Raw genomic sequence first — 22,745 nt, forward strand, 5'->3', positions numbered from 1 at the left:
TCACGACGAGCTTATTACGCTCCGGTCACGAACGCAGCACGACAACGCGCAGATCACACCGCGACCCGCAGCGCCTTCGGCACTGACAGGAACTTTACCTGACGGTGCTCGCCCAGATCGTCGCCGTCCACCTGAAGCCGCACGGGTTGCTCCGCGGTGACCGCGATCTCGGCCACATCGTCCAGCCGCAGCAGGCTGCTGCCCGAGGGCGGGCCGAGCGGCAGCAGGATCTGCGACAGGGTGCGCGCGATGGTCGGCGGGGCCAGGCTGCGCAGCGCGAACAGGCCCAGGCCGCCGTCGAACGAGCAGCCCGGGTTCATGTGGATCGGCTTCGCGCCCAGGTAGGTCCACGGATCGGTGTTCGAGACGAATGCCAGTCTCGTCGTCTCGCGGGTGCCGTCGGGCAGTTCGATCTGCAAGTCTGTGGCGGTCATCATCTGCCGCAGGTAGTTGGCCAGCGCGATGGACGCGTACAGCAGCGGGCTGGCCGTCTTGTCGCGGCGGCGCTCCACCTCGGCGACGACGTCGGCGTCCCAGCCCAGGCCGGCGTTGAACGTGAACCAGCGGCTGTCGGAGTTGGCCGGCTCGACCAGGCCGAGTCCGACCTCGCGGCGGCTGCCGCTCTCGATCGCCAGCAGCAGCCGGTGGGTGGCCTCCACCGGGTCCCTGGGCAGCCCCAGGGCGCGCGCGAACACGTTCGCCGAGCCGCCGGGCACGACACCCAGCGCCGGCGCGTCCGCGGGGTCCTGCGCCTTCGCGAGCAGGCCGTTGACCACCTCGTTGACGGTGCCGTCACCACCGTGGGCGACCACCAGGTCGACCCCGTCCGCCACGGCGCGCGCGGCGGCGTCGGCCGCGTGCCCCCGGTAGCTGGTCTCCACGATCTCCAGCTGCACGTCGCTGGCCAGCGCGTGGGCCAGCACGTCCCGTCCGGCGGCGGTCGTCGCCGTCGCCTGCGGGTTCACCACGAGTAGGGCACGCACACCAGCAGAGTAAGACAGGCCGTGACCATCGACCGGCCGTCCGGCTCTGTACGGGTGGTTGACGCTCATCGAAAGTGAGGCAGGTCTCCTTCCAACTCGCTGTCCGTGTTGTCGGCGAGTGCACCCAGACGACCGTCTGCTCGACGACAACACCTGAATCATCGCCCCAACCTCCGCGCCGATCGACCGGCCGTCCGGGTGGCCTACGATCGTGGCTGCGCACGGATCGTGATGTGCGCTGGTAGCAGGTCGAGGAAGGTGTCCGTTGTCACGCGAAATCGCCGCTCCCGGACCCGTTCGCGCCGCTGGCGCGCTGGTATTCGCGCAGGGCGTCGCCGCGCTCGTGGTCGCCGTGATCGCGCTGGTGCGCGGCATCGCCGGCGGCGCGCCCGGCGACCTGGCCTACGGCGAGGCCGGCATCTTCGCGGTGATCGCCCTCGCGTTCGGGGCGCCCGGCCTGCTGCTGTGGCAGGGGCGGCGCGGCGCCCGCAACGGCGCGGTGTTCCTCCAGCTGCTGGTGCTGGGCGGCGTCTGGTACCAGTTCAACCCGGCCGAGTCGCTGCCGGTCGACCTGCTCTTCACGGCCTACTGCCTGGCCGTGCTGGTGCTGCTGTTCCGCGCCTCGTCCCGCGCGTGGGCGATGGGCGTGACCGAAGAGGAGTCGCAGCAGCCCCGCTAGACGCGGGCCGCGGCCTTGGCGAGCGCCTCGTCGGCGAGGCGATAGCGGTACCAGTTGTCGACCCTGCTCGCGCCCATCGCCTCGTAGAAGTCGATCGCGGGCTGGTTCCAGTCCAGCACCGACCACTCGAACCGGCCGAGGCCGCGGTCGGCGGATTCCTTGGCCAGCGCGAGGAAAAGCGCCCGGCCGAGGCCGCTGCCGCGGTGCTCCGGGCGCACGAACAGGTCCTCCAGGTAGATGCCGTGGGTGCCCGTCCAGGTGGAGAAGCTCAGGTACCACAGCGACATTCCGACGACTTCGCCGTCCGCCTCGGCCACGTGGCCGAACAGCGCCGGCGACGGGCCGAACAGCGCGGCGCGCAGCTGCTCGGCCGTCAGGTGGCACTCCTGCGTCGCCCGCTCGTACGCGGCGAGGTCGTGCACGAGCTGCACGACCACGTCGACATCCGACTCGCGGACGCTGCGGATCATCAGATCTCCCCCAGCGGTGGCACGTTCAGGCGGCGGATCTGCGCCTGCCCCCGGTCCTCACCCAACACCGAGATGCCCGCCGGGTCCAACCCGATCCGGACGCCCGCGGCCGGGTCCAGGCCGAGCCAGCGCACCACCAGCACGCGGCTGAAGTGGCCGTGGCCGATCAGCACCACGTCGCCGCGGTCCAGCGCCTGCCGGGCGCGGTCCAGCACGGCGTCGGCGCGGTCGCCGACTTCCTTGGCGGTCTCGCCGCCCGGGATCTCGTGCGTCCACACCGACCAGTCCGGCACCGACTCCCGGATCTGCTCCGTGGTGAGGCCCTCGTAGTCGCCGTAGTCCCACTCGGCGAGGTCCTCGGTCACCTCGTCCACGATCAGGCCGGCCAGCTGGGCCGTGCGGCCCGCGCGGGAACGGGGACTGGCCAGGACAAGTCTGGGGGGCACGGTCGTCCCGCGGAGTTCGGCCAGGACGGCGCCGGCCTTGCGGGCCTGCTGCTCGCCGTGCGCCGTGAGGGGGACGTCGGTTCGACCGGTGTGCTGGCCGGTGACCGACCATTCGGTTTCCCCGTGCCTGATGACGTACACGTCTGCCACCCAGCGGATCGTAGCCCCGCGCTGCCGTCGCGGCAGGTCCTGTGACCCATCGCACTGCATCGAACAGGCGATCGAACATTGGGCCTCCATGAGGTATAATTTGGAGGTAATCCAGGGGAGAGGACGGTGTCGGCGGTGCGTCATCCGAAACTCGGGGTTGTGGTGGACTTCGCCAACTGCGTGCCCGGCGCGCAGACCAGGATCGTCTCCGACCAGCGGCGCATGTACCTCGACGAGGGGCGCCAGCCGTGGGCGTACTACGGGCCGATGGTGGCCGCGATCCGGCGCGCGCTGGCCGATCCGGCGCCGCAGCTCGCGTTGGAGCTGGCCGTGGCCAAAGTGGAGGAACCGGCCAAGCACGGCCATTTCGTCGAGCTGCAGAAGGGATTCCTGCGCTGGCACGAGGGATTCGCCGGCAGTCTGGTGCCCGTCGGCGCCGGCAGCTGGATCGGCGACGACGCGATCTTCGACGTGCACCCGCAACTCGGCCTGCGGCCGGCGAAGGGCCCCAAGCTGGCCGTGCAGCTGTACATGAAGGAACCGGAGCTGCGGCCGGACGCCGCCGCCGTTCCGTTGCACATGATGCGATCCGTGATGGACCAGGTGCTGCCCGGCGGCGTGCCGGCGATTCTCGATGTGCGGCGCGGGAAACTGCTGCTGCCCTCGCGTCGCCGCAGCGACAAGCGGTTGGACGCGGACGTGGCCGGCGTGGTCGCGCACTGGGCCGCGATCTGGCGGGCCATCGCCTGAAACCGTTGCGGCGCTTAGGCCCGCTGCGTCTGGGTGAGGAAGGCGACGCCGTTCTTGTCGCAGCCGACCTGGCTGGCGTTGCGGTCGTCCAGGTCGGCCTCGCAGGTCCAGCCGTTCACCACGAGCCGGCGGGCCGTGCCCTGGGCCTTGTGCGGGGCGTCGCGGTAGTAGTCGTACAGGACGTTGAGCACCTCGCCGCAGTCGGCGGTGCCGGCGGGCAGGGCCGGCGAGACGACGTCCCGCTTGCCGGCGGGGCCCGTCACCAGGCCGCAGTCCACCGGCGGCACGTAGGAGGACGGCGGCGGCTGGGCGTGCGTCGGCCCGGCGCCACAGGCGGTGACCAGCAGCAGGACGCCGAGCAGGGCCGGCAGCCATCGCCCCATGGTTCCTCCGTACGAGTGAATTGCTGCCCGTTGGACGCACGTCGCGCCCCGTGGTTTCACCCGGACGTGAATTTGGCGCGCAACCGCCGGACATCTTCGCCGAGCGGTCGGTCGACCAGCACGGGGGGCACCGTTTCGGCGATCCAGGCGTACGCCTCGCGCAGCCGCGGGGCGCCGGGCAGGCCGCGCAGGTGGTGCGCCTGGGCGAGGCCGGTCAGCTCGCAGGCGGTGATCGACAGCAGGTGGTCGATCACCCGCCTGAGCTGCTCGCCGGCGGCCCAGGCGTGCGCCTGCACGTCCTCCTGGCCGGCGGAGGTGTCGAGCGAGCCGAGCGTTGCCGGCGTGGTCAGGCGGCGGATCTCGTGCAGCTCGCCGGCGGCCCGCTTGTGGATGGGGGACAGGCCGGCCTGCGGCCCGGGATCCATGGCGAGCTGGGCGTTCAGGCCGGTGAACTGGCTGTCCATCAACCGGTGCAGGCGCTGCACGCTGATCTCGGCGACGTGCGTGAGGGCCGCCGTCACAGCGTCCAGGCGCAGGCCGACCGTGACGGCGTGGTAGCCGGCGGTGGAGGTGAACCGGCCGTTGAGGAAAGAGGGGGAATCCGTCGGCGCGGCAAGGAGAAGGTCCCGCGCCGCGGCGAGGTCGTCCAGGGTGCGCAGGGCGTGGGCGATGGCCTGCGGGGCGACCCGGAACGACACCGGGGCCTGCACGAGGTCGGACCGGGTGGCGGAATTCGTCGTGCGGGAACGGATGTCCTTCAGGACCTTGGCCAGCACGGTGTCGGGCCCGGCCAGCGCCGGGTCGTAGATCGTCCGGGGCGCGCCGAGCACGTCGATCGCCATGGCGGCGGCCAGGATTTGCAGTTCGACGGCCTCCGCCGCCTCGGCCCCGCGCATGAAGGCGTGCGCCAGCGCCAGCGGCGATCCCTGGATGAGGCTGGCGCCTTCCTTGGGGCCCAAGGGAAACGGCTTCAGCCGCCGGCGCTTCAGGGCGTCGGCCGCCGGCGTCTCGACGCCTTTGTCCAGCACCGTTCCGACGCCGACGAAGGTCTGGAACGCATGCGACAGCGGGATGATCTCGCCGGCACTGCCCAGCGCCTCCCTCGGCACGGCCGGCACGAAGCCGTCGTTGAGCCGGTCGGCGAGGAACGTGGCCAGCTCCGGGCTGGCGGCCGTGGTCGGCGCGAGGAGGCCGTGCAGCTTGACCGCCAGCAGCGCGCGGACGTCCGGCGCCGGCAGCCACGGCGGGCCGCCGACCGCGCGCCCGATGAGCAGATTCCGTTGGTGCGCGGCCTGTTGCTCGGCGTCCAGGGCGACCCCGGCCAGGCGGCCCATGCCCGTGTTGACGCCGTACACGGGCTTGTCGGCGGCGTCCAGCGCGGCGAGCATCGCCCGCCGGTTCGCCGCGACGTCGTCCAGCGGGCCGAGTTCGACCCGCGCGCCCCTGGCGATGGCCAGGATGTCCAGGGCCTTCACCGGTACGGCAGCATCGTGCCGACGTCCGCCGCCTCGGCCCGGTGCAGGATCATGGCGGCCACGGCGAGGTCCGTTGTGGACAGTCCCCGATGCCAGAACAGGGTCCGCTCGGCGTCGTGCTCGCGGCCGGGCTTGTGGCCCGCCACGATCTCGCCGATCTCCGCGTGGATCCGCTCCTCCGTCAGGATGCCCGCGTTCAGGTGCGGGCGGAGTGCCCCGAACCGCGGGTCGCCCGAGCGGGACTCCCGCCAGTTGTCGACCACGATCTTGTCCACGTCGTCGAGCAGGTCCGGGGCCAACGCGCTGATCGTCCCGTACGGCACGAGGAAGCTCCCGGGACGGAGGAACTCCTTGCGTAGCAGCGGCTCCGGTTCCGTCAACCGGGACGCCTCCACCAGCACGTCCGCGCCGTCGAGCGTCTCCTCCCACGTCGCCGCCACCGTCACCGGCTTGCCCAGCCGCGCCGACAGCCTCGCCGCGAACGGCTCCCGCGACTCCGGCCGGCGGCTGGTCACGCGGATCTCCGTGAAGTCGAACACCGAGTCCAGCAGCACCACGTTCCACCAGGCCGTGCCGCGTGCCCCGACGTGACCCAGCACCTTGGCGTCCTTGCGGGCCAGGTACTTCGCCCCCACCGCCGTCATCGCCCCGGTCCGCGCCTCCGTGATCATCGTGCCGTCCACGATGGCCTTCGGCATGCCCGTCTCCGGGTCGAACAGGCTGATCAGCGCCATCTCGCTGGGCAGGCCGCGCTCGTAGTTGGCGACGAAGTCGCCCACCACCTTGACGCCGCTCACGCCCTTGTCCGTCAGGCTGCCCCGCAGCACGTTGAAGTGCCCGCGGCCGCCGTTGTCCGGCACCAGGTGGGTGCGCGGCTCGAACACCACGCGCCCGTTCCCGTGATCGGCCAGCACGTCCTCCACCGCCGCCACGATGTCCGCGTCGGTGACCCCCAGCGACTCGATGTCCGCCCCGGACAGGTAGCGCAGCCAGACCGTCGTCACGTGATCAGCCTAGAGCCTGCGCCGGCTCCGGGCCCTCGGTCAGACCGGGCGGCGGAACGTGAACCAGTCACGTCGCTCCCGCGCGGGCTTGGGCTCCGGTTTTGGCTTGGGCTCGGGCTCCGGCGAACTCATGACGACGGAGCCGCTGATACTGCCGGCCTGGAAGAGGGTGCCGGTCGGCGTGCCCAGTGCGACATTGAGGACGCCGTGCCCGCGGCCGCGGGCGGCGACCTCCCACACCGCGGCCAGCTTGGCGGCGAACGCCTCGTCGTCGGCGCAGGCCTGCGCCAGCTGCCCGGCCACCTGCTCGATCCCCGCCGCGGTGACGTCCACCTTGGCCCCGACGACCACCCGCAGCTGCTGCCACGACCCCTCGTCGCCGATCCGCTCGTCGCCCACCAGCGCGGCGGCGATCGTCAGCAGCGTCGTCTCGTTCATCGTGTGACCCCCTCGGTCTTGGTTCACACGGTATGTGACGGACGGCATGAGATCGAAGCGCCGCCGATTGGGGTGAGTAGGGCGCTTCCGGGGAGCGTGAAGCTCCTCAGTTGGGGCCGTGGGGCGCAGGGGCATGGTCGAGGGCATCCAGTTGTCGTTGGACGCGGTCGGCGCCTGCGAAGCGGTGCTGGGCCCGGTAGAGGTCGAGGGCTTGGTGCCAGGCATGGCGGCCCTGGTCGTGTTGGTCGAGGGCGGCGTGGGCTTGGCCGAGCCGGTCGAGGACGTCGGCTTCGTTGAAGGTGTCGCCAATCTGGCCGCACAGGGCGAGCGACTGCTCGTAGTAGCCGAGGGCTTGAGTGTGCTGGCCGGTGTGGTGGGCGATGTAGCCCAGGGTGTCCAACGCGTTCGACACGCCCTCGCGGTAGTGGAGACGGCGGCACAGGGCCAGGGCGGCCTGGCAGTGGGCGTGGGCCTGGTCATACTGGCCGAGCCGAGCCTCGTGCCAGCCCACCTGGTTGAGCGCGTCTGCTTCGCGCACCGGTTGGCCGAGGGGCCGGTAGAGGTTCAGGGCGTGGGTGGCGTGGCCCAGGGCCCGCTGGTCGTCCCCCTGCTGTTCCCAGACGAACGCGAGAACCCGGTGTGTATGGGCTTGTTCGCGGGTGTCCCCGCGGTCTCCAGCAGCGGCGAGTGCCTGCTGAAGGTGGTCGAGGGCCTCTGCGGGTCGACCCAGGCGGGCATGGGCGTCACCGAGGTACCGATGCGCCATGGCTGTGGTGGCGTGATCGTCGAGGCGCGCGGCCGTGGCCAGGGCTGCTTCCCAGACGGTGCGGTAGTCGTGCAGGCGGCCCTGCCTACTGTGGAACGTGGTCAACGTCCAGGCTAGGTGGACGACCGTGCGGTGCCAGCCTTCGCGCATCACCAGCCGTTGGGTGGCCAGCAGGTTGGGGTTTTCAGCGCTGAACCAGGCCAACGCCGTGGACTTGTCCGCCAGGAGGTGGGGACGGCTGCTGGCGGCGGGTGGGCCGCTCTGGAGCGGTTCCCGATGCGGAGCGAGGAGCCGGTCGGCGGCGTGGGCGGTGTGCAGGTAGTAGTCGACCAGCCGGTGCAGCGCCGCGTCCCGGTCAGGAAGCGGCAGGTGCTGGCGGGCGTGCGCGGCGGCGTGCAGGCGCACGAGGTCGTGCATGCGGTAACGGCCGGGGAGGTGCTGCTGGATCAGGGAGACCCGTTCCAGGGCGCGCAGCGCCTCACTCACCTCGGCTGCGGGCAGGTCGGTGAGGGACTCCGCGGCGGGCAGGGCGATGTCCGGGCCGGGTGCCAGGCCGAGCAACATGAACACCTGGGCCTGGTTCGGTTCAATGGCGGCTACTGACCAGGACAGGGCGGCGTGGACGCTGGCGGCCGGGTCGCCGGTGTCCAGCGCTCCCAGGCGGGTGGCCGTGTCCCGCAGTTCGGCGGCCAGCGCGGCCAGAAGCGTGTCAGGTCGCAACGCGGCGCGGGCGGCGACCACGCCCAGGGCCAAGGGCAGGCCTGCGCAACGGTCCACCAGCTCGTCGGCCGCGTCGGGTTCGGCGGCCAGACGCTCAGGCCCGAGGCGGCCGGCCAGCAGCTCGCGGGCCTCGGCGTCGTCGAGCGTGTCCAGCGCGATCGGCCGGGCGTTGTGCGCGGCGACCAGACCCGCCAGCCGGTCCCGGCTGGTCACCACGACTGCGCAGGCGGGGCTGCCGGGCAGCAGCGGTTCCACCTGGGCGGTGTCGCGGGCGTTGTCCAGCACGATCAGCATCCGCCGGCCGGCGACCAGGCTGCGGTAGAGCGCGGTCTGGGCGTGCAGGCCGGCCGGGATGGCGGCGGGCTGGACGTCGAGGGCGTCGAGGAATCCGCACACCGCCTCCCCGGGCTCCATCGGCTTCCCGGCGGGGGCGTAACCGAGCAGGTCGACGAACAGCTGTCCGTCGGGGAACCTGTCCAGGTTCTGGTAGGCCCACTGCAGGGCCAGCCACGTCTTGCCGACACCGCCCCCGCCGCCGATCGCCGACACGACCACGGTGGCGCCCTGGGCGGTCTGCTGGTCCACGGCCTTGGTCAACGCGGTCAGCTCGCGGTCCCGGCCGACGAACACTCCCGGTGGCGCGGGCAGCTGCCTCGGGGTCACTGCCTGGACTCGCGGTTCGGATACGGGAGCCGCCAGTGTGTGGTCGGCGGTCAGGATCTGTCGATGCAGGTGCTGCAGCGGCGGGCTGGGATCCGCGCCGAGATCCTCGGACAGGCGCAGTCGGATCCGTTCGTAGTGCTTCAAGGCGTCGGCCTGCCGGCCACTGCGGTACAGGGCCACCATGAACTGGCTCGCCAGGCGCTCGTCCAGTGGATGCTCACCGGCTTGGGCGGCGAGCATGCCGAGCAGTTCGGCGTGCTCGCCGCGTCGCAGGCGCAGATCGGTCGCGTCCTGTTCGGCTGTGAGGCGCTCCTGGAGAAGAGTGGCGCGCATCGAGGTTACCCAGGGACTGTCCAGACCGCTGAGGGCTTCTCCTCGCCAGAGTCGCAGTGCCTGTTCGAAGAGGTCCAGTGCCTGCTCACCGTTCTCGGTGGATCGCGCCTGGTCGACCAGCGTGCGGAACTGGTACAGGTCCACCGCCTGCTGGTCGACGGTGAGCAGGTACCCGCCGAGGTGTCGCGCGATCGTCACCTCCGGAGCGCCGGCCAGGGCCTGGCGCAGCCGAGAGACATAGCTGGACAGCGTCCCCCGCACTCGGTGCGGGAGTGCGCCGCTCCACACACGTTCGGCGAACTGGTCGATGGACACCGGGTAGTTGGCATCGACCAACAAGACGGCCAGCACGCATCGCTGCCGCGCGGGTCCGACGTCGACAGCGTGGCCGTCGAGATCGGCACGGACGTCTCCGAGCAGGCTGAACCGAACCACCACTCCGCCACTTCCAGCCGGTGTCACTGGGTTCTCGCACAGCATCTGACCAGGGGATGGCATCGACATGGCAACGATGCACACGATCGGTCGAGCACAGTTCTACATGCGGCGGTCCTGCATTGGTGCAAGGGGGGACCAAGGGGGGAGGACCAGTGCAGGATCGCCGCGCCCGCGATCCACGTCGTCTCGGACGAGCTGCGGGTTCCTGGCCGGGCAACCTTTCTGTGCACCATCGGCGTCGTCGGCGCGCCCGTTCGACTTCCGCCGAGGGGTGTGCCATGCCTTGCACGGTGGATGGTGCGACGGTTGAGTCCGGTCCCGCCGGCGATCCGCTGCGGGGCCAAGATCTCTGTCGGCGACCTCCGCCACCAGAACGGACCAGCAGCAGGGTGCCGGGTTGCCGGTCGGGACAACTCTGATTTGGGGCTTGGACCAGATCGCGACGAGACCGAGGGGAACCGGTGGGAAACGCCGCTCGTTGATCTGGATGCCCGGTTCCCTTGGAACTTGGGCGTTTCCCTTGTGAGGGCTTGTGCCGAGCCCTTCGGCCTCGCCAGACGCAGCGTAGGCCGCGTGTCGACAAGGGAGGGTGTCCATGGCCCCATCGCGCTCGGACGAGAGATGGCGGACTGTCCGATCTGCCCTGGAAAGCTGGTCCCGGACGGTCCGCCTCTGCTTGATCCTCCTCGCCATCGGCGTTCCAAGCCACGCCGTTGCCTGGCTGATCATGCGTTGAGACAGCTCCATCTCGTACGGCTGCCCGAGCGTGCCACTCGGGCAGCCGTACCTGTCTAACGAAGGACAGTTCCCGACGACGCAGTTGGTTGAGCGATCAACCAAGATGGCTCACGTCGCGACGAGATGTGCGATCGGATCATCGTGACCGGGTCGGCGCCGCGTCGCGGATTGCTCCCCCGATGCGGACGCCCAGGACCCCAGCTGCTCCGCCAGATACGGCTGGACCCGGCTGGGTCTTGGGCCGTGGGAGATCACCAGGGGACAAGACGGCGCCGACCGGCGGAACGCGTCCCCGCTGGTCGGCGCCGTCAGGCCCGGGTGGATCAGGCCTGCTTGGTCTCCCAGAAGATCTGAGTCAATCTCCGGACCTAGGGAGACTGTTACGCCAGATGGACCAGCGATGGCGTGTCATCCGCTTAGATGTTGAACTTGCAACGCTCCGAAGGCCGCCGGTAACTCAAGATGGCGCATACCGCTGTCCGACCACGTTGCGCATCAGTTGAAGCCGGTGCGTGCACCGGTCGAACCACGACAGCAGCAGCACGGCGCGCTGTGTTCACACTTTCTTCTCTTCATCAAGGCGGCCCCCTTGCGGGGGCCGCTCGGCCGCTCGGTCGGGGCCCGGCTCCGCCACCCACCCGGCGTCCGTCGGCCCCCGCGAGCCGCGTTGAGAGGAAGAGATGTCCTCGCCGGACGGGCAGGCCAACAGGATGGTGGGAAGGGGGGCGCGCTGCGGTTCGGGAGGGGCCTAGCTCCGCGCCATCCCGTCGACCTCCCCGAGGGCAATCACGCGTGTCAAGGGGGCCGTTCCAGCGTCCGCCGCCGGCCTGGGCGGAGGTGCCCCCTTGACACGCATGATCGGGCAGAGCCAGGTCGACGGGATGGCGCGAGGCCCCACCCTAGGTACGAGTCACCTTCCAAGATCGTCGGTTGTGTTGTCGGCGCGCTATTGGCGCTGGTCAGTGGGGTCAGTCACGGTCACTTAGGACTCGCGCTGAGCGCATCTCAGCGTGGTATCGACGCACATCCGCTGCCTTCCTAGCCCGAGCACCTCTCTTCGACGGTCAGGCCGGATGCCCGGTTGGTTGTGTTCTACCTAGGGGCTAGGTAGAGTAAGCCCATGCCCCGACCACCGCGTGAACCCCGGATGACGCAACCCACGCAAGCGGTGCTGCGCGCTCTGGTCGCCGAACCCACCCATGAGTTCTACGGGTTGGAGTTGGGTGCGATAGCAGGCTTGCCAAGCGGCACTGTCCACCCCATCCTGGCCCGTCTGGAAGCTTGTGGCTGGCTGGTCAGTCACTGGGAAGATCTCGACCCGCACACGGAGGGACGACCCCGGCGCCGGTATTACCAGCTCACACCTGACGGTGCTGTGCGTGCTCGCGCCGCTCTAGCTCGTGCCAAGGCTGCCACAGCCAAGCTTCAGCACCGGCTCAGGCCTGATTTGGCGGGGGGAGCGGTGTGAGCGAGTACCGCTTCAACTCCGACGGGCGACCTGATCTCGACACCGTCTGCCTTTACGCCCGCAGTGTTGTCTCCAAGATCCGTGGAGCTCAACATTATAGCTCCGCCGCCAGCGCTATCGCTACAGCTGAACTCGATGCTGCAGCCGCAGCCTTCGCGCAAGCCAGGGCCCACGCTAGAGCTTGTACTGAAGCGTACGAAGATACAGTACGCAGCCTGGAACTCATCGAAGTCCGCGCACGTGAGCTCGCCCAAGTTGAGACACGTACACGCGCTAAAGCCCAGGCCCATGAGATCCATGTCCGCGAGCTTTATCGAGCTCGCGCCGAAGGTGAGGTCCGCGCCCGCGAGCTGGCTGAAGCTCGCGCCGAAGCTGATGCCCGCGCTAAAGCCTGTGCCTACGCCGAGGACCGCGCCCGCGAGGTAGCCATTGCCCGCAGCATTGAACACTCCCTGATCGACGCACATAACATGTCCATCGCGCTGTCCCAAGCCCTCGCTGTCGTCCCGGTCAATCCCACTTACCTCGCCCGCGCCGATCTCCTGACCCATGAGCTCGCTAAGCCGGATGTTGGCTCTCTCGCCCGCGCCTACGACATCGCAGTCAACCTCTTCGAGTCTTTGAATGCACTCAGAGCGACAGAGGTTGTTGCCGTCCCAGCCCCACCAGTAGCGCGTTCGGCCGTACGTCTGATTGAAACCGCGGTTCGTGTGCTACCCACTGCGGACCGTTCGCGCTACAGCGAGGAATTCCGCGCCGAGCTGGCCGAATTGGCTGGCCGACGCAAGCAGGTGATCTATGCGCTGCGTCTAGTCAGTCATGCGTACTCGCTGCGCCGCAGCCTAACCGATCCCGCTCACCGACGTCGAGCCGCTAGCGGAGGGTGACCAACAATGCCCACTGCTGTTCCCGCAGGCAAGCCAGAACGGGACCCCACCACAGTGATCGCCCTGATCTATCGCGTTGTGGACGAACCCCGGAGGGTCCTGGCACTGCTGGTCATCGTCCTTCCAGTCCTGGCTGCTGCCACCCAGTTACTGGTCCCAACCGCGACCCTGTTCGGAATCCCCACACCCGCACTGTGGTGGTCAGCGACTGGTTCTCTGGGCGGCGGCTGGCTGCTGCGGACTGGACTGCGACGCCTGAACAGTCGGTCCGATCGCATGGACGGACTCACAGTTGGTGGTCACAGCCAGCATCGCCCTCAGTCGGACGCGGAACGCGTACGGAGCGTCTCACGGCGTACGTCGCCCGGTCTAGTTGCACTGCAACCGCCTCTGCCTGTCTGCGATGCTGCGGAGGGTGGTCTGGGTGGCGGGGCCGAGACCCCTCCCGTGGATGTCAACGCCAGATCATCACCCGCGCTTACCCCGCGTATTCAACACCAAACGACCACGGATGCCGGTCCACGCTGGACGACGTACGACCGCCAGATTACCTTGTGACACAAGGAAAAGCGCCGCAACGGCAGACAACGGCAAATGTGGATCACGAATCCGTAGGTTCTGGGTTCGAGCCCCAAGCGAGCCGAAGATCATCTCCATGCCTTTCCGTCATCAAACGATGCTAAGGCTGAACGGGTGAATGTGTCATATGACATAGTTGGAGATGTGTTGGTGCGGTATGACATCTGGTCATGGTGGCAGCTCGGAGGCGTGCGAAGCCTAGGGATCAGTACGACTGTCCAAGGTGTGGTGGGCGTCATCGGTATGGCTCTCAGGCGGGTCGGGAGTGTGGTAGGACCCGTCGGTCAACGATTTATGTGCCGCCTGTGCCGACCCTTCAAACAGTCCGAATCAAACAGCCCCGTCAGTCGCAGTCTGTTGGGAAATCGCCCACGGTGGCGTCGTCGCAACGTTCTAGTGGATCGCCCCGGCCCGGCGGGCACCTGTCGCAACGCCAGGTAAGGCGCGAACAGGCGAAGCGAACGCTCGCGTTGAGTGGCCTAGACGTCAATAATGAGTTGTTGACTTATGTATTCAACCGAGACGGGTTCTACGCCGGCTTGGCCGGGCGTCTTCTTGATCATGTGCCACTCTGGCATCGCGGCCGTAAACGTGGCCACTGGTTGTGTCTGCGCCTCAACGATCTAGCTAAGAGTGTGGATCCTGGCACCTATGCGGCGCAAATTCGGAAGTCGACGCGAGCCGGTCTGATCGCGTTGGGCGCGCCCCGATTTATGGCGAACGTGCTTGGCGCTGGTGCTGGACTCGGATTGAAGATTGCACTGGGGCACACGCCTATTGCCCACTTGACGAACACGTTGCGCGTCCTGATACCTCTCGTTTGTCCCAACCTGGGTCAGTGCCCCGCTCAAAAGGATGTGGTAAAGACGCTTGCGACACCGTTTCTGGCGGAGCAGTTGAAGAAGACCGCTTCAGCGTAAAAGCTCGGTGCACGAAGATCGGCGGCGTTGAGTGCGTCTGCAACTTGACGCCGCTGGAGTCACGCCTAGTTGGCGGGCAGTCTATGGGCTTCGTCGATCAGTCCGGATGTGCTGCCATGGCAGGCTTCTCTGTCGGACGGATGGCCGTCACGTACCGTCCAGAGCGGACCGGGACTGAAGGGGGCAGCCATGAGCTACTGGCGTGAGGTGTCTACGAGGCTCGTTGCGAACGCGCAAGTGATCGCACAAGCGCTTCAGCCCGACGCGCCGATGCCCAGTCCCGACGAAGCCGCCGAGTTCCTGCGTGGCGTTCATCACCTTGTCGGCGAGATGAAGCGCGCCGGCATTGGGATCGGGAGGGCGTATGGTTCCACGCTGCCCGACGGCGTACTCGCTGGGTTCCGGTCGGTGATCCAACACATGCAGGCCGTTTCGCTCACTCCGGTTGCGGATGCTCTGGGAGGCCATCACCGGAGGCAGACTGATCGGTAGATGATCTCCGCTGGGCCGTCTGTGGGCCGTCGGAGGTCACCAAGAGACGAAAAACGACGCTGACCAACGAAACGCGTCTTCGCTGGTCAGCGTCGTTTTTAGGCCGTCGACCTCAGGCCTGCTTGGTCTCCCAGAAGATCTTGTCGATCTCGGCGATCAGGTCCAGCAGCTCCTGGCCCTTGGCCGGGTCCATGGAGCCCTTGGCGCCGGAGGCGCCGGCCGCCTTGGTCGCCTTGTTGAACAGGTCGTGCAGCTGCGGGTACTTCTCGAAGTGCGGGGCCTTGAAGTAGTCCGTCCACAGCACCCAGAGGTGGTGCTTGACGAGCTCGGCGCGCTGCTCCTTGATCTGGATCGCGCGGGTCCGGAACTCGGGGTCCTCGTTGCCCTGGTACTTCTCCTGGATCGCCTTGACGGACTCGGCCTCGATCCGGGCCTGGGCCGGGTCGTAGACGCCGCACGGAAGGTCGCAGTGCGCCGTCGCCTCGAGGCTCGGGCCGAGGATGCGCGACAGCAGTCGCATGGGTCCTCCCAAACAGTGAATGCTCCGACGTGCGGAACCCTACTCCGGACGGCCGGAGCGGGCAGGCGGAGGTGATCGTTGGCACCGGTGGGAATAGATCGTTGGCCACTGCGGCGGCTGCGGGTGCGCGGCCCGTCCATGGCGCCGACGCTGCGTGACGGCGACGTGCTGCTGGTCAGCTTCCGGAAACGGGCGCGACCGGGGGCGATCGTGCTGGTGCGGTGGCCGTCGCGACCGGATCAGCTGTCGGTCAAGCGCGCGGTCGAAAGGGCAGGCGAACGGTGGCTCGTGGTCGGCGACAACCAGTTCGCCTCCACGGACTCGCGCGAGCTGGGCCCCGCGGACGTGCTGGGCGTGGCCACGTTCCGGCTGTGGCCACGCCCGGGTCGCCTCAGTTGACGCCGCGGAGCTTGTCCCGGTACGCGACGCAGTCGTCGTAGCTGGGCAGCAGGCCGGACGCCTGCGCCTCGGCCAGGGTGGGGGCGTCCCGGTCCTTGTCGGACAGGATGTGCTCGATGTCGGCGGGCCACGGCAGCTCCAGCGCGGGGTCCAGCGGCGTGATGCCGTGCTCCGCGCTCGGGTTGAAGCCCTCGGAGCACATGTACGACATCGCCGTGTTGTCGGTCAGCGCGATGAACGCGTGGCCGAGGCCCTCGGAGACGTACACGGCGTTGAACTTCTCCGAGTCCAGCCGCACGGCGGTCCACCGGCCGAAGGTGGGCGACCCGACCCGGATGTCCACGATCACGTCCAGCAGCGCCCCGTACGGGCAGTACACGTACTTGGCCTGGCTGGGCGGCACGTCGGCGAAGTGCACGCCGCGGATGGTGCCCCGCCGGGACACGCTGTGGTTGGTCTGCGCCAGCCGCAGCGGGTGGCCGACCGCGTCGACGAACGCCTGCTCCTGGTACGGCGCGGCGAACAGCCCCCGGTTGTCGGGAAAGGCCGGAGGAGTGAATTCCCAAGAACCTGCGATGTCGAGCTCACGAACCTGCATGGCGCGCAGGTTAGCGGCTTGACCGATCGTGAACCGACCTGCCTGCGGAAACTGACCGGTCAGTCCAACAATTCGTACGGTCGTCTTGCTGGACGGCCTCTGAGCTGCGCAAAGAATGTGATCCCCGCCGCAGACAGACCAGTGATCGGCTGTCACACTGTGCGAACCCCAGCGTCGCTTCGACCACTGTTTCGATACCCGGAACGCGATGGTTGACCGACTGCAAGACGCGCAGTGACCGACGCGACAGCGTCGATCGCGCCCCGCGCGCCCCGCCACGCTGCCGTGTCACTGAAGAGGGACGCCGTGACCGCTGTGAACGAATCCGCCGCCGAACTGACCGACACCGAGATATTCGCCGCCCACGAGGGCGGCAAGCTGGGCACCGGTGTGACCGCCCCGCTCGCCGACCCCAAGGCGCTCTCGATCGCCTACACGCCGGGCGTCGCGCGGGTCAGCCGCGCCATCGCCGAGAACCCCGCGCTCGCCGCGCAGTACACCTGGGCGCACCGCCTGGTGGCGGTCGTCAGCGACGGCACGGCGGTACTGGGGCTGGGCGACATCGGTCCGAGCGCGTCGCTGCCCGTCATGGAGGGCAAGTCCGCGCTGTTCAAGAAGTTCGGCGGGCTGGACTCCATCCCGCTGGTGCTGAACACCACGAACGTGGACGAGATCGTGGAGACGCTCGTCCGGCTGCGCCCGTCGTTCGGCGCGGTCAACCTGGAGGACATCTCCGCGCCACGCTGCTTCGAGCTCGAGGCCAAGCTGATCGAGGCGCTGGACTGCCCGGTCATGCACGACGACCAGCACGGCACGGCCATCGTCGTGCTGGCGGCGCTGCGCGGCGCCACCACCGTGCTGGGCCGCGACCCCGGCAGCCTGCGGGTGGTCGTGGCCGGCGCCGGCGCTTCCGGCGTGGCCTGCGCGAACATCCTGATCGCGGGCGGCGTCGGCGAGGTGACCGTGCTGGACTCGCGCGGCATCGTGCACGCCGATCGGGACGATCTGAATCCGGTCAAGCGCGAGCTGGCCGGCCGCACCAACGCCTCGGGCCTGCGCGGCGGCGTCGCCGACGCGCTCAAGGGCGCGGACGTGTTCCTGGGCCTGTCCGGCTCGACGGTGCCGGAGGACCTGATCGCGACCATGGCCCCCGAGGGCATCGTGTTCGCGCTGTCCAACCCGGACCCGGAGATCCACCCGGCCGTCGCCGCCCGGCACGCCGCGGTGGTCGCCACCGGCCGCAGCGACTTCCCGAACCAGATCAACAACGTGCTGGCGTTCCCGGGCGTGTTCCGCGGCGCGCTGGACGCGGGCGCCCGCCGGATCACCGAGAACATGAAGCTGGCCGCCGCCGACGCGATCTTCCAGGTCGCCACGGACGAGCTGGCGGTGGACCGGATCGTGCCCAGCGCCCTGGACCCGCGGGTGTCCGTCGAGGTCGCGCGGGCCGTCGCGGCCGCCGCTGCGGCGGATGGAGTAGCGTAGTCGGCGACGCGGACCCGCTCGGCCGGCCGATCCGCTTTTTTCATACGTCGCCAGGATATTGGCGGGGACGGCTGTGAGTTCTGCGGTGGACGCGATACCGTCGCTGGCGTCAGGTGCTCCCCGGGGGTGCGTCGCGACCGACGCACCCCCGGCGCACTGTGATGCAGTCGCCGGCTTGGCCCACCCACGCCGCCCCGGTGGCCGACACGGAAGGGCGGAGCCGTGGCTGAGCGCAGCGGGCAGGCGGGAAGCACACCTGTCACGCTCGGTGGTGCCCGGCTGCCGAACGCCCGCGGCCCGGTCGAGGTGGGCGGACTGACGCTGTCCGAGCCGCCGACCCTGCGGGTGGACCCCAAGGGCGTGGTCATGCAGGCCAACGCCGCCGCCGCGGCGATGATCGGCGCGGCCAACCCCGATCAGCTGGGCGGCACCGCCCTGCGCGAACTGTTCGCCGGGCAGGAGCCCGATCTCCGGCTACGACGACTGGACGGCGTCGAGGTTCCCGTCCGTGTGGTGCAGACGCCGGTGCCCAACACGGGGTTGCGCGCCATCATGCTGGTGGACGTCTCCGACCTCGCCGCCGCGGCCGCCGAGCTGCGCGAGGAGCAGCGCCGGCTCACCGACGTGCAGCACGTCGCCGGCATCGCGTCCTGGGAGTACGACCCGGCGACCGGCCGGACCGTGTGGTCGGACAGCCACTACGAGATCCTGGGCATCGAGCGGGGCTCCGTGGTGCCGGGCGCGCAGGCCGTGCTCGACCTCGTGCACCCGGACGACGTGGAGATGGTCCGCGACTACTGGGCCAACCACCAGTTCTCCGGCGAGCCCATCGACATCGAGTACCGCATCGTCCGGCCGGACGGCGACGTGCGCTGGCTGCGCGGCGAGGCCAAGTCCACGGTCGGCGCGGACGGCCGGGACGGCCTGGTCACCGGCTACATCAGGGACATCACCGAGCGGAACCGCACCAACGACGAGCTGGCCCGCGAGCGGGCGCGGCTGGTCGAGGCGCAGCGCATGGCCCGCATCGGCAGCTGGACGCTGGACGTGCAGACCGGCTACACGTACCGCAGCGAGGTGCTGCGTGAGATGTACGAGCTGGTGGGCGGCTCGGGGTCGGACGAGACCTTCATGCCGGGCGTGAATCCCGACGACGTCCAGCTGATCACCGACCTGCGGGACAAGCTGCTCACCGCGCAGACCGACGAGCCCCTCGAAGTCGAGATCCGCGACGTCGCGGGCCGGATCTACACCTTCCGCGCCCGCGCCCAGCTGTCCCCGAGCGGCAAGGTCGAGCAGCTGCTGGGCACCGTCCAGGACGTCACCGAGCAGCGGGCGCTGGAACAGGACCTGCGCGACGAGCGCCGTCGCCTCTCCGACGCGCAGCGCGTGGCCAGCCTGGGCACCTGGGAGTGGAACACCGCCACCGACGACTGCGACTGGTCGGGCATGATGCGCGAGCTGCTCGGCGTGGACGAGCAGGAGCGCGCCACCTACCAGCGCTACATGAGCCTCGTGCACCCCGACGACCGGGCGTGGGTGGACGAGCTGTGGCAGCAGCTGGCGGTCAACCGCGAGCCGGTGGAGTGCGAGCACCGCATCGTCCGCCCGGACGGGATGGTGCGGGTGCTGCGCTGCCACGGCGCCTCGGTCCAGGGCACCGGCCCGGTGCTGGTCGGCACCGCGCAGGACGTCACCGCGCAGCGCACCGCCGAGGCGCGGATGAAGCTGTCCAGCCAGCGGTTCACCGACCTGGTCGCGGTGACGCCGGTCGGCATCGGCCTGTTCGACGAGGCGGAACGCCTGGTCGACGCCAACGACGCGCTGTGCGACCTGCTCGGCATCGACCTGGAGCAGCTGCGCGGCATGACCGCGACCGGCATCACGCACCCCGACGAGCCGGTCGGCTGGCTGTCGGCGGCGGCGCGGCTCACGGCCGAACGCGAGGGCGGATTCAAGGTGCCGCAACGCATTCTGCTCCGGCCGGACGGCGAGCTGGTGTACTGCGAGCTGCACATCGCGATCTCCGTGCAGGACGACGGCCGCCGGTTCTGGCTGGTGGTGTTCCAGGACATCACCGAGCGCCGCCGGGTCGCGGAAGCCTTGCGGCATCAGGCGAATCACGACGAGCTGACCGGGCTGCCCAACCGCGCGGCGGTCAAGGAGACGCTGACCCAGCTGCTGGCCGGCGAGGGCGCCGAGAAGATCGCGGTGCTGTTCTGCGACATCGACAACTTCAAGCGGGTCAACGACTCGCTGGGCCACGACGCCGGCGACGAGCTGCTGGTGGCGCTGGCCCGGCGGCTGGAGGGCGGGCTGCCGACCGGCTGCACGGCGGCGCGGATGTCCGGCGACGAGTACGTGATCATCTGCGACGACATCGACGCGGTCGGCGGGGTGGACGCGCTGGGCACGCGGGTGGCGAGCCTGTTGCGGGCGGCCGTTCCCGTGCACGGGCAGCTGGTGCGGGTGTCGGCGTCGATCGGCGCGGCGGTGCCCAACGGCTCCCGAACCAGCGGCGTCGACCTGCTGCGCTTCGCCGACGCCGCGATGTTCGAGGCCAAGAGGCGCGGCGCCGGCCGGGTGTCGCTGGCGTCGGCGGCGCTGATCGCGTCCGCGGACCGGCAGGTGCACCTGGAGGGCCAGCTGCGCGAGGCGCTGGCCAAGGACGGGCTGACGCTGCACTTCCAGCCGGTGGTGGGCGTCGACGGCACCGTGCAGACGGCCGAGGCGCTGGTCCGGTGGCCGCATCCGGAGCGCGGGTTGCTCGCGCCGGACGCGTTCCTGCCGGTCGCCGAGCAGGGCGACCTGATGCGCGAGCTGGACCGCTGGGTGCTGCGGACCGCGCTGCGCGAGGCGTCGACCTGGCCGGTGCCCAACGGCAAGCCCGTGGCGGTTGCTGTAAACCTTTCAGGTCTTGTTCCAGGCGACCCCGACTTCGTGGACGCGGTGTCCAACGCCGTCGCCGAGGCGGGCATCGCGTGGGACCGGGTGGTGCTGGAGCTCGTGGAGACGGCGCTGGTCGACCTGCCGTGCAAGACCATGCAGCAGATGGACGTGTTGGTGGACAAGGGTGTTCGGTTCGCCGTGGACGACTTCGGCACCGGCTACTCGTCGCTGGCCCGGCTCAAGGACCTGCCGGCGCAGATCATCAAGGTGGACCGGCGGTTCGTGTCGGGCGTCGGCAGCGACCCGTCCGACTTCGCGGTCGCCCGCGCGGTCGTGGACATGGCCCGGGCGATGGGCCGCAGCTGCGTCGCCGAGGGCGTGGAGACCGCGACCCAGTTCCACGTGTTGCACGGCGTCGGCGTGGACGCCTACCAGGGCTGGCTGTTCTCCCGCCCGGTGCCGCCGCGCGAGTTCCGGGCCGTGCTCGCGCTGGGCCCGCTGCACGTCCCCCGCGCCGGCTGAACCCCCGCCGAGTTCGCCCGGAAATGAAACACGGTCGGACAGGGCGAGTCGCGCTCTCAGACAGAGATCAGCTCCTCGATCCGGTGCCGCGGCAGGTCGATCAGCCGCACGTCGGTCAGGTCCGGGATCTTCGCCGCGACCAGTTCCCGGGCCTCCCGCTTCGTCAACTTCCCATCGGACTCGGCGATCAGGTGTTCGCGCAGCGCGTTGCCGAGCTTGCCGTGCACGCGGTCCAGCAGACCGGCGCCGGTGCGCGTGGCCACCACGACCGCGTGCTTGCCGTCGGGAGTGCTCCGGTGGAACCGCAGCCGGTATTTCGAGGCGACCACAGTGGACAGTGACTTCTGGCCGCGCTCGTCGCGGATGTCCGGGTGGTTGTTGGGCACCAGGATCGACACGCGTTCCGCGTTGCACGCCAACAGGATCCGCAGCAGCCATGGGCCGGGGTCGGCGGCGGCGTCGATGGTGAGCGATCGGCCGGTGATCGGCTGGGACCAGTCCGGTTGCTGCACAACGGAATCGCCGGTGAAGACCAGCAGTGCCGCGTTGTCCACCGTGGACGATGACTCGATCGACTGCGGGCCGTGGGTGTAGATACCGGTGCGCTGCGCGGCTTTGCGGCCACGAGAGGTCGGCTGGCACACGTAGAGGTCGGCGGCGCTGCCGATGGCCTGCGCCCCGTCGAACCGGTGGAAGGCGGGCAGGATCGCCTCGAACACGAGCCCGATGCCGAGCAGTTCCTGCTGCACCTTCTGGCCCAGCGCGGGCGTCCGGTCGCTGAATCCGTACGCGAGCAGCAGCCGGCCGGAGCCGGTGTCGCGCAGCGCCTCGACGCCGCGACCGGCGAACAGCGCCATGCCCTCCGGCGTGTACGGCGGATCGCTGAACACCAGATCCGAGGATTCCGTTGCGGCGGGCGGCAGTCCGAAGCGTAGATCCGCGTGCAGGCAGCGAATGTTCAGGCCTCGCTCCCGCGCGAGGGTGTCGACGTAGGCCAGCACACGCTCGTCCAGATCGACGACGGTGATCGCGACGTCCGGGTTGACCGCCGCTACCGCAAGCGAGGTCAGATCGTGGTCGCCGAGGCACAACAATGTCCGTCCGGCGAGTTCATAGTGCTCGTTCAGCCAACTCGCCCGCCGCGCGACCGTCTCCGGCCGTGCCTGCACATGATCGAGCGCGGCCAGCGGCGGCGGCACAGCGTCCACATCGGAGCGGATGCGCGCCAGATCCGGCTCCGTCCGGTTCGGAACCGTGAATGCCTCGGTGTACGACGCGACGGCGTCGCCCCGGATCTCATATGTGTCACGGTTTCGCACCAGGTCACTGTCCAGCGCGGACAGCAACTCCTCGACCCCGCGCCGTGGCATGGTCGACTCGCGCACCAGTTCGGCCAGCGTGCACGGGCCCTGACCGAGCATGGCGATCACGCGGCGTGCCGGCTCGGTACGCGCTCCGTGGCCGGAAATCAGCGCACGGGCCTGGTCCAGTGGGGTCACAATCGGGTAAGCCTACTGGTTCGCACATGGTGGAACGGAGTGCCGTTGTCA

General features: G+C 69.5%; 19 protein-coding genes. 8 read left to right on the forward strand and 11 right to left on the reverse strand.

Going from position 1 to position 22,745, the window contains the following annotated elements; translation table 11 throughout:
- Positions 1 to 53 precede the first annotated feature (53 nt).
- Positions 54 to 983, reverse strand: a complete 930-nt coding sequence (locus tag BCF44_RS04300) for a diacylglycerol/lipid kinase family protein (RefSeq protein WP_116172686.1) — start codon at positions 981 to 983, stop codon at positions 54 to 56.
- A 265-nt stretch (positions 984 to 1,248) separates the two neighbouring features.
- On the opposite strand from BCF44_RS04300, the gene BCF44_RS04305 reads away from it, so the two are divergent.
- A complete protein-coding gene (locus tag BCF44_RS04305) occupies positions 1,249 to 1,662 on the forward strand; it encodes a hypothetical protein (RefSeq protein ID WP_116172687.1) in 414 nt (137 codons plus the stop codon).
- On the opposite strand, the gene BCF44_RS04310 is transcribed toward BCF44_RS04305, so the two are convergent.
- On the reverse strand, positions 1,659 to 2,132 hold the full coding sequence (locus BCF44_RS04310; protein ID WP_116172688.1) for a GNAT family N-acetyltransferase: 474 nt from the start codon (positions 2,130 to 2,132) through the stop codon (positions 1,659 to 1,661). The genes BCF44_RS04305 and BCF44_RS04310 overlap by 4 nt on opposite strands.
- Positions 2,132 to 2,728: an acid phosphatase gene (locus BCF44_RS04315; protein ID WP_379801658.1), complete on the reverse strand. Its 597-nt coding sequence runs from the start codon at positions 2,726 to 2,728 to the stop codon at positions 2,132 to 2,134. The genes BCF44_RS04310 and BCF44_RS04315 overlap by 1 nt, the downstream gene beginning before the upstream one ends.
- A gap of 126 nt (positions 2,729 to 2,854) precedes the next feature.
- On the opposite strand from BCF44_RS04315, the gene BCF44_RS04320 reads away from it, so the two are divergent.
- Complete coding sequence (locus BCF44_RS04320; RefSeq protein ID WP_147328384.1) at positions 2,855 to 3,478, forward strand: hypothetical protein; 624 nt, start codon at positions 2,855 to 2,857, stop codon at positions 3,476 to 3,478.
- Between the two features lie 14 nt (positions 3,479 to 3,492).
- Here BCF44_RS04320 and BCF44_RS04325 read toward each other — a convergent pair whose 3' ends face one another.
- The 5 genes from BCF44_RS04325 to BCF44_RS04345 all read right to left on the reverse strand — a co-directional run bounded on the left by BCF44_RS04325 (position 3,493) and on the right by BCF44_RS04345 (position 9,695).
- Positions 3,493 to 3,861 carry a hypothetical protein gene (locus tag BCF44_RS04325; protein WP_116172691.1) on the reverse strand — a complete coding sequence of 123 codons (369 nt, stop codon included), beginning with the start codon at positions 3,859 to 3,861 and terminating at the stop codon, positions 3,493 to 3,495.
- 56 nt (positions 3,862 to 3,917) lie between these two features.
- Entirely contained in the window at positions 3,918 to 5,336 is a 1,419-nt protein-coding gene (locus tag BCF44_RS04330; RefSeq protein ID WP_116172692.1) for an aromatic amino acid lyase, read from the reverse strand.
- Complete coding sequence (locus BCF44_RS04335) at positions 5,333 to 6,340, reverse strand: ornithine cyclodeaminase family protein (RefSeq protein WP_116172693.1); 1,008 nt, start codon at positions 6,338 to 6,340, stop codon at positions 5,333 to 5,335. The genes BCF44_RS04330 and BCF44_RS04335 overlap by 4 nt, the downstream gene beginning before the upstream one ends.
- Positions 6,341 to 6,379: 39 nt before the next feature.
- Positions 6,380 to 6,778, reverse strand: coding sequence for a hypothetical protein (locus BCF44_RS55290; RefSeq protein WP_170217315.1), 399 nt, complete (start codon positions 6,776 to 6,778; stop codon positions 6,380 to 6,382).
- Between the two features lie 106 nt (positions 6,779 to 6,884).
- Positions 6,885 to 9,695 (reverse strand): AfsR/SARP family transcriptional regulator, encoded by a 2,811-nt coding sequence (locus tag BCF44_RS04345; protein ID WP_342775555.1) that lies wholly within the window; start codon positions 9,693 to 9,695, stop codon positions 6,885 to 6,887.
- A gap of 1,888 nt (positions 9,696 to 11,583) precedes the next feature.
- Between BCF44_RS04345 and BCF44_RS04350 the strand changes: the two genes are divergently transcribed.
- The 3 genes from BCF44_RS04350 to BCF44_RS04365 all read left to right on the forward strand — a co-directional run bounded on the left by BCF44_RS04350 (position 11,584) and on the right by BCF44_RS04365 (position 14,782).
- On the forward strand, positions 11,584 to 11,904 hold the full coding sequence (locus tag BCF44_RS04350; RefSeq protein WP_116172695.1) for a PadR family transcriptional regulator: 321 nt from the start codon (positions 11,584 to 11,586) through the stop codon (positions 11,902 to 11,904).
- Entirely contained in the window at positions 11,901 to 12,791 is an 891-nt protein-coding gene (locus tag BCF44_RS54670; RefSeq protein WP_147328385.1) for a hypothetical protein, read from the forward strand. The genes BCF44_RS04350 and BCF44_RS54670 overlap by 4 nt, the downstream gene beginning before the upstream one ends.
- A 1,688-nt stretch (positions 12,792 to 14,479) precedes the next feature.
- A complete protein-coding gene (locus tag BCF44_RS04365) occupies positions 14,480 to 14,782 on the forward strand; it encodes a hypothetical protein (RefSeq protein ID WP_116172697.1) in 303 nt (100 codons plus the stop codon).
- Between the two features lie 112 nt (positions 14,783 to 14,894).
- Here BCF44_RS04365 and sodN read toward each other — a convergent pair whose 3' ends face one another.
- The gene (gene sodN, locus BCF44_RS04370) at positions 14,895 to 15,302 is read right to left on the reverse strand and encodes a superoxide dismutase, Ni (RefSeq protein WP_116172698.1); all 408 of its coding nucleotides are present in this window, start codon (positions 15,300 to 15,302) and stop codon (positions 14,895 to 14,897) included.
- A gap of 87 nt (positions 15,303 to 15,389) precedes the next feature.
- On the opposite strand from sodN, the gene BCF44_RS04375 reads away from it, so the two are divergent.
- Positions 15,390 to 15,701, forward strand: a complete 312-nt coding sequence (locus BCF44_RS04375; protein WP_281283074.1) for a S24/S26 family peptidase — start codon at positions 15,390 to 15,392, stop codon at positions 15,699 to 15,701.
- On the opposite strand, the gene BCF44_RS04380 is transcribed toward BCF44_RS04375, so the two are convergent.
- A complete protein-coding gene (locus BCF44_RS04380; protein WP_116172700.1) occupies positions 15,694 to 16,299 on the reverse strand; it encodes a dTDP-4-dehydrorhamnose 3,5-epimerase family protein in 606 nt (201 codons plus the stop codon). The genes BCF44_RS04375 and BCF44_RS04380 overlap by 8 nt on opposite strands.
- A gap of 306 nt (positions 16,300 to 16,605) precedes the next feature.
- Here BCF44_RS04380 and BCF44_RS04385 point away from each other — a divergent pair, with 306 nt between their 5' ends.
- Positions 16,606 to 17,784 (forward strand): NAD(P)-dependent malic enzyme, encoded by a 1,179-nt coding sequence (locus BCF44_RS04385; protein ID WP_116172903.1) that lies wholly within the window; start codon positions 16,606 to 16,608, stop codon positions 17,782 to 17,784.
- 222 nt (positions 17,785 to 18,006) lie between these two features.
- Entirely contained in the window at positions 18,007 to 21,195 is a 3,189-nt protein-coding gene (locus BCF44_RS04390) for a sensor domain-containing protein (protein ID WP_246014820.1), read from the forward strand.
- A gap of 56 nt (positions 21,196 to 21,251) precedes the next feature.
- On the opposite strand, the gene BCF44_RS04395 is transcribed toward BCF44_RS04390, so the two are convergent.
- Positions 21,252 to 22,694, reverse strand: coding sequence for a bis-aminopropyl spermidine synthase family protein (locus BCF44_RS04395; RefSeq protein ID WP_342775556.1), 1,443 nt, complete (start codon positions 22,692 to 22,694; stop codon positions 21,252 to 21,254).
- Positions 22,695 to 22,745: the final 51 nt, after the last annotated feature.

Source organism: Kutzneria buriramensis (assembly GCF_003387475.1).
In the GTDB taxonomy this organism is placed as follows: Bacteria; Actinomycetota; Actinomycetes; order Mycobacteriales; family Pseudonocardiaceae; genus Kutzneria; species Kutzneria buriramensis.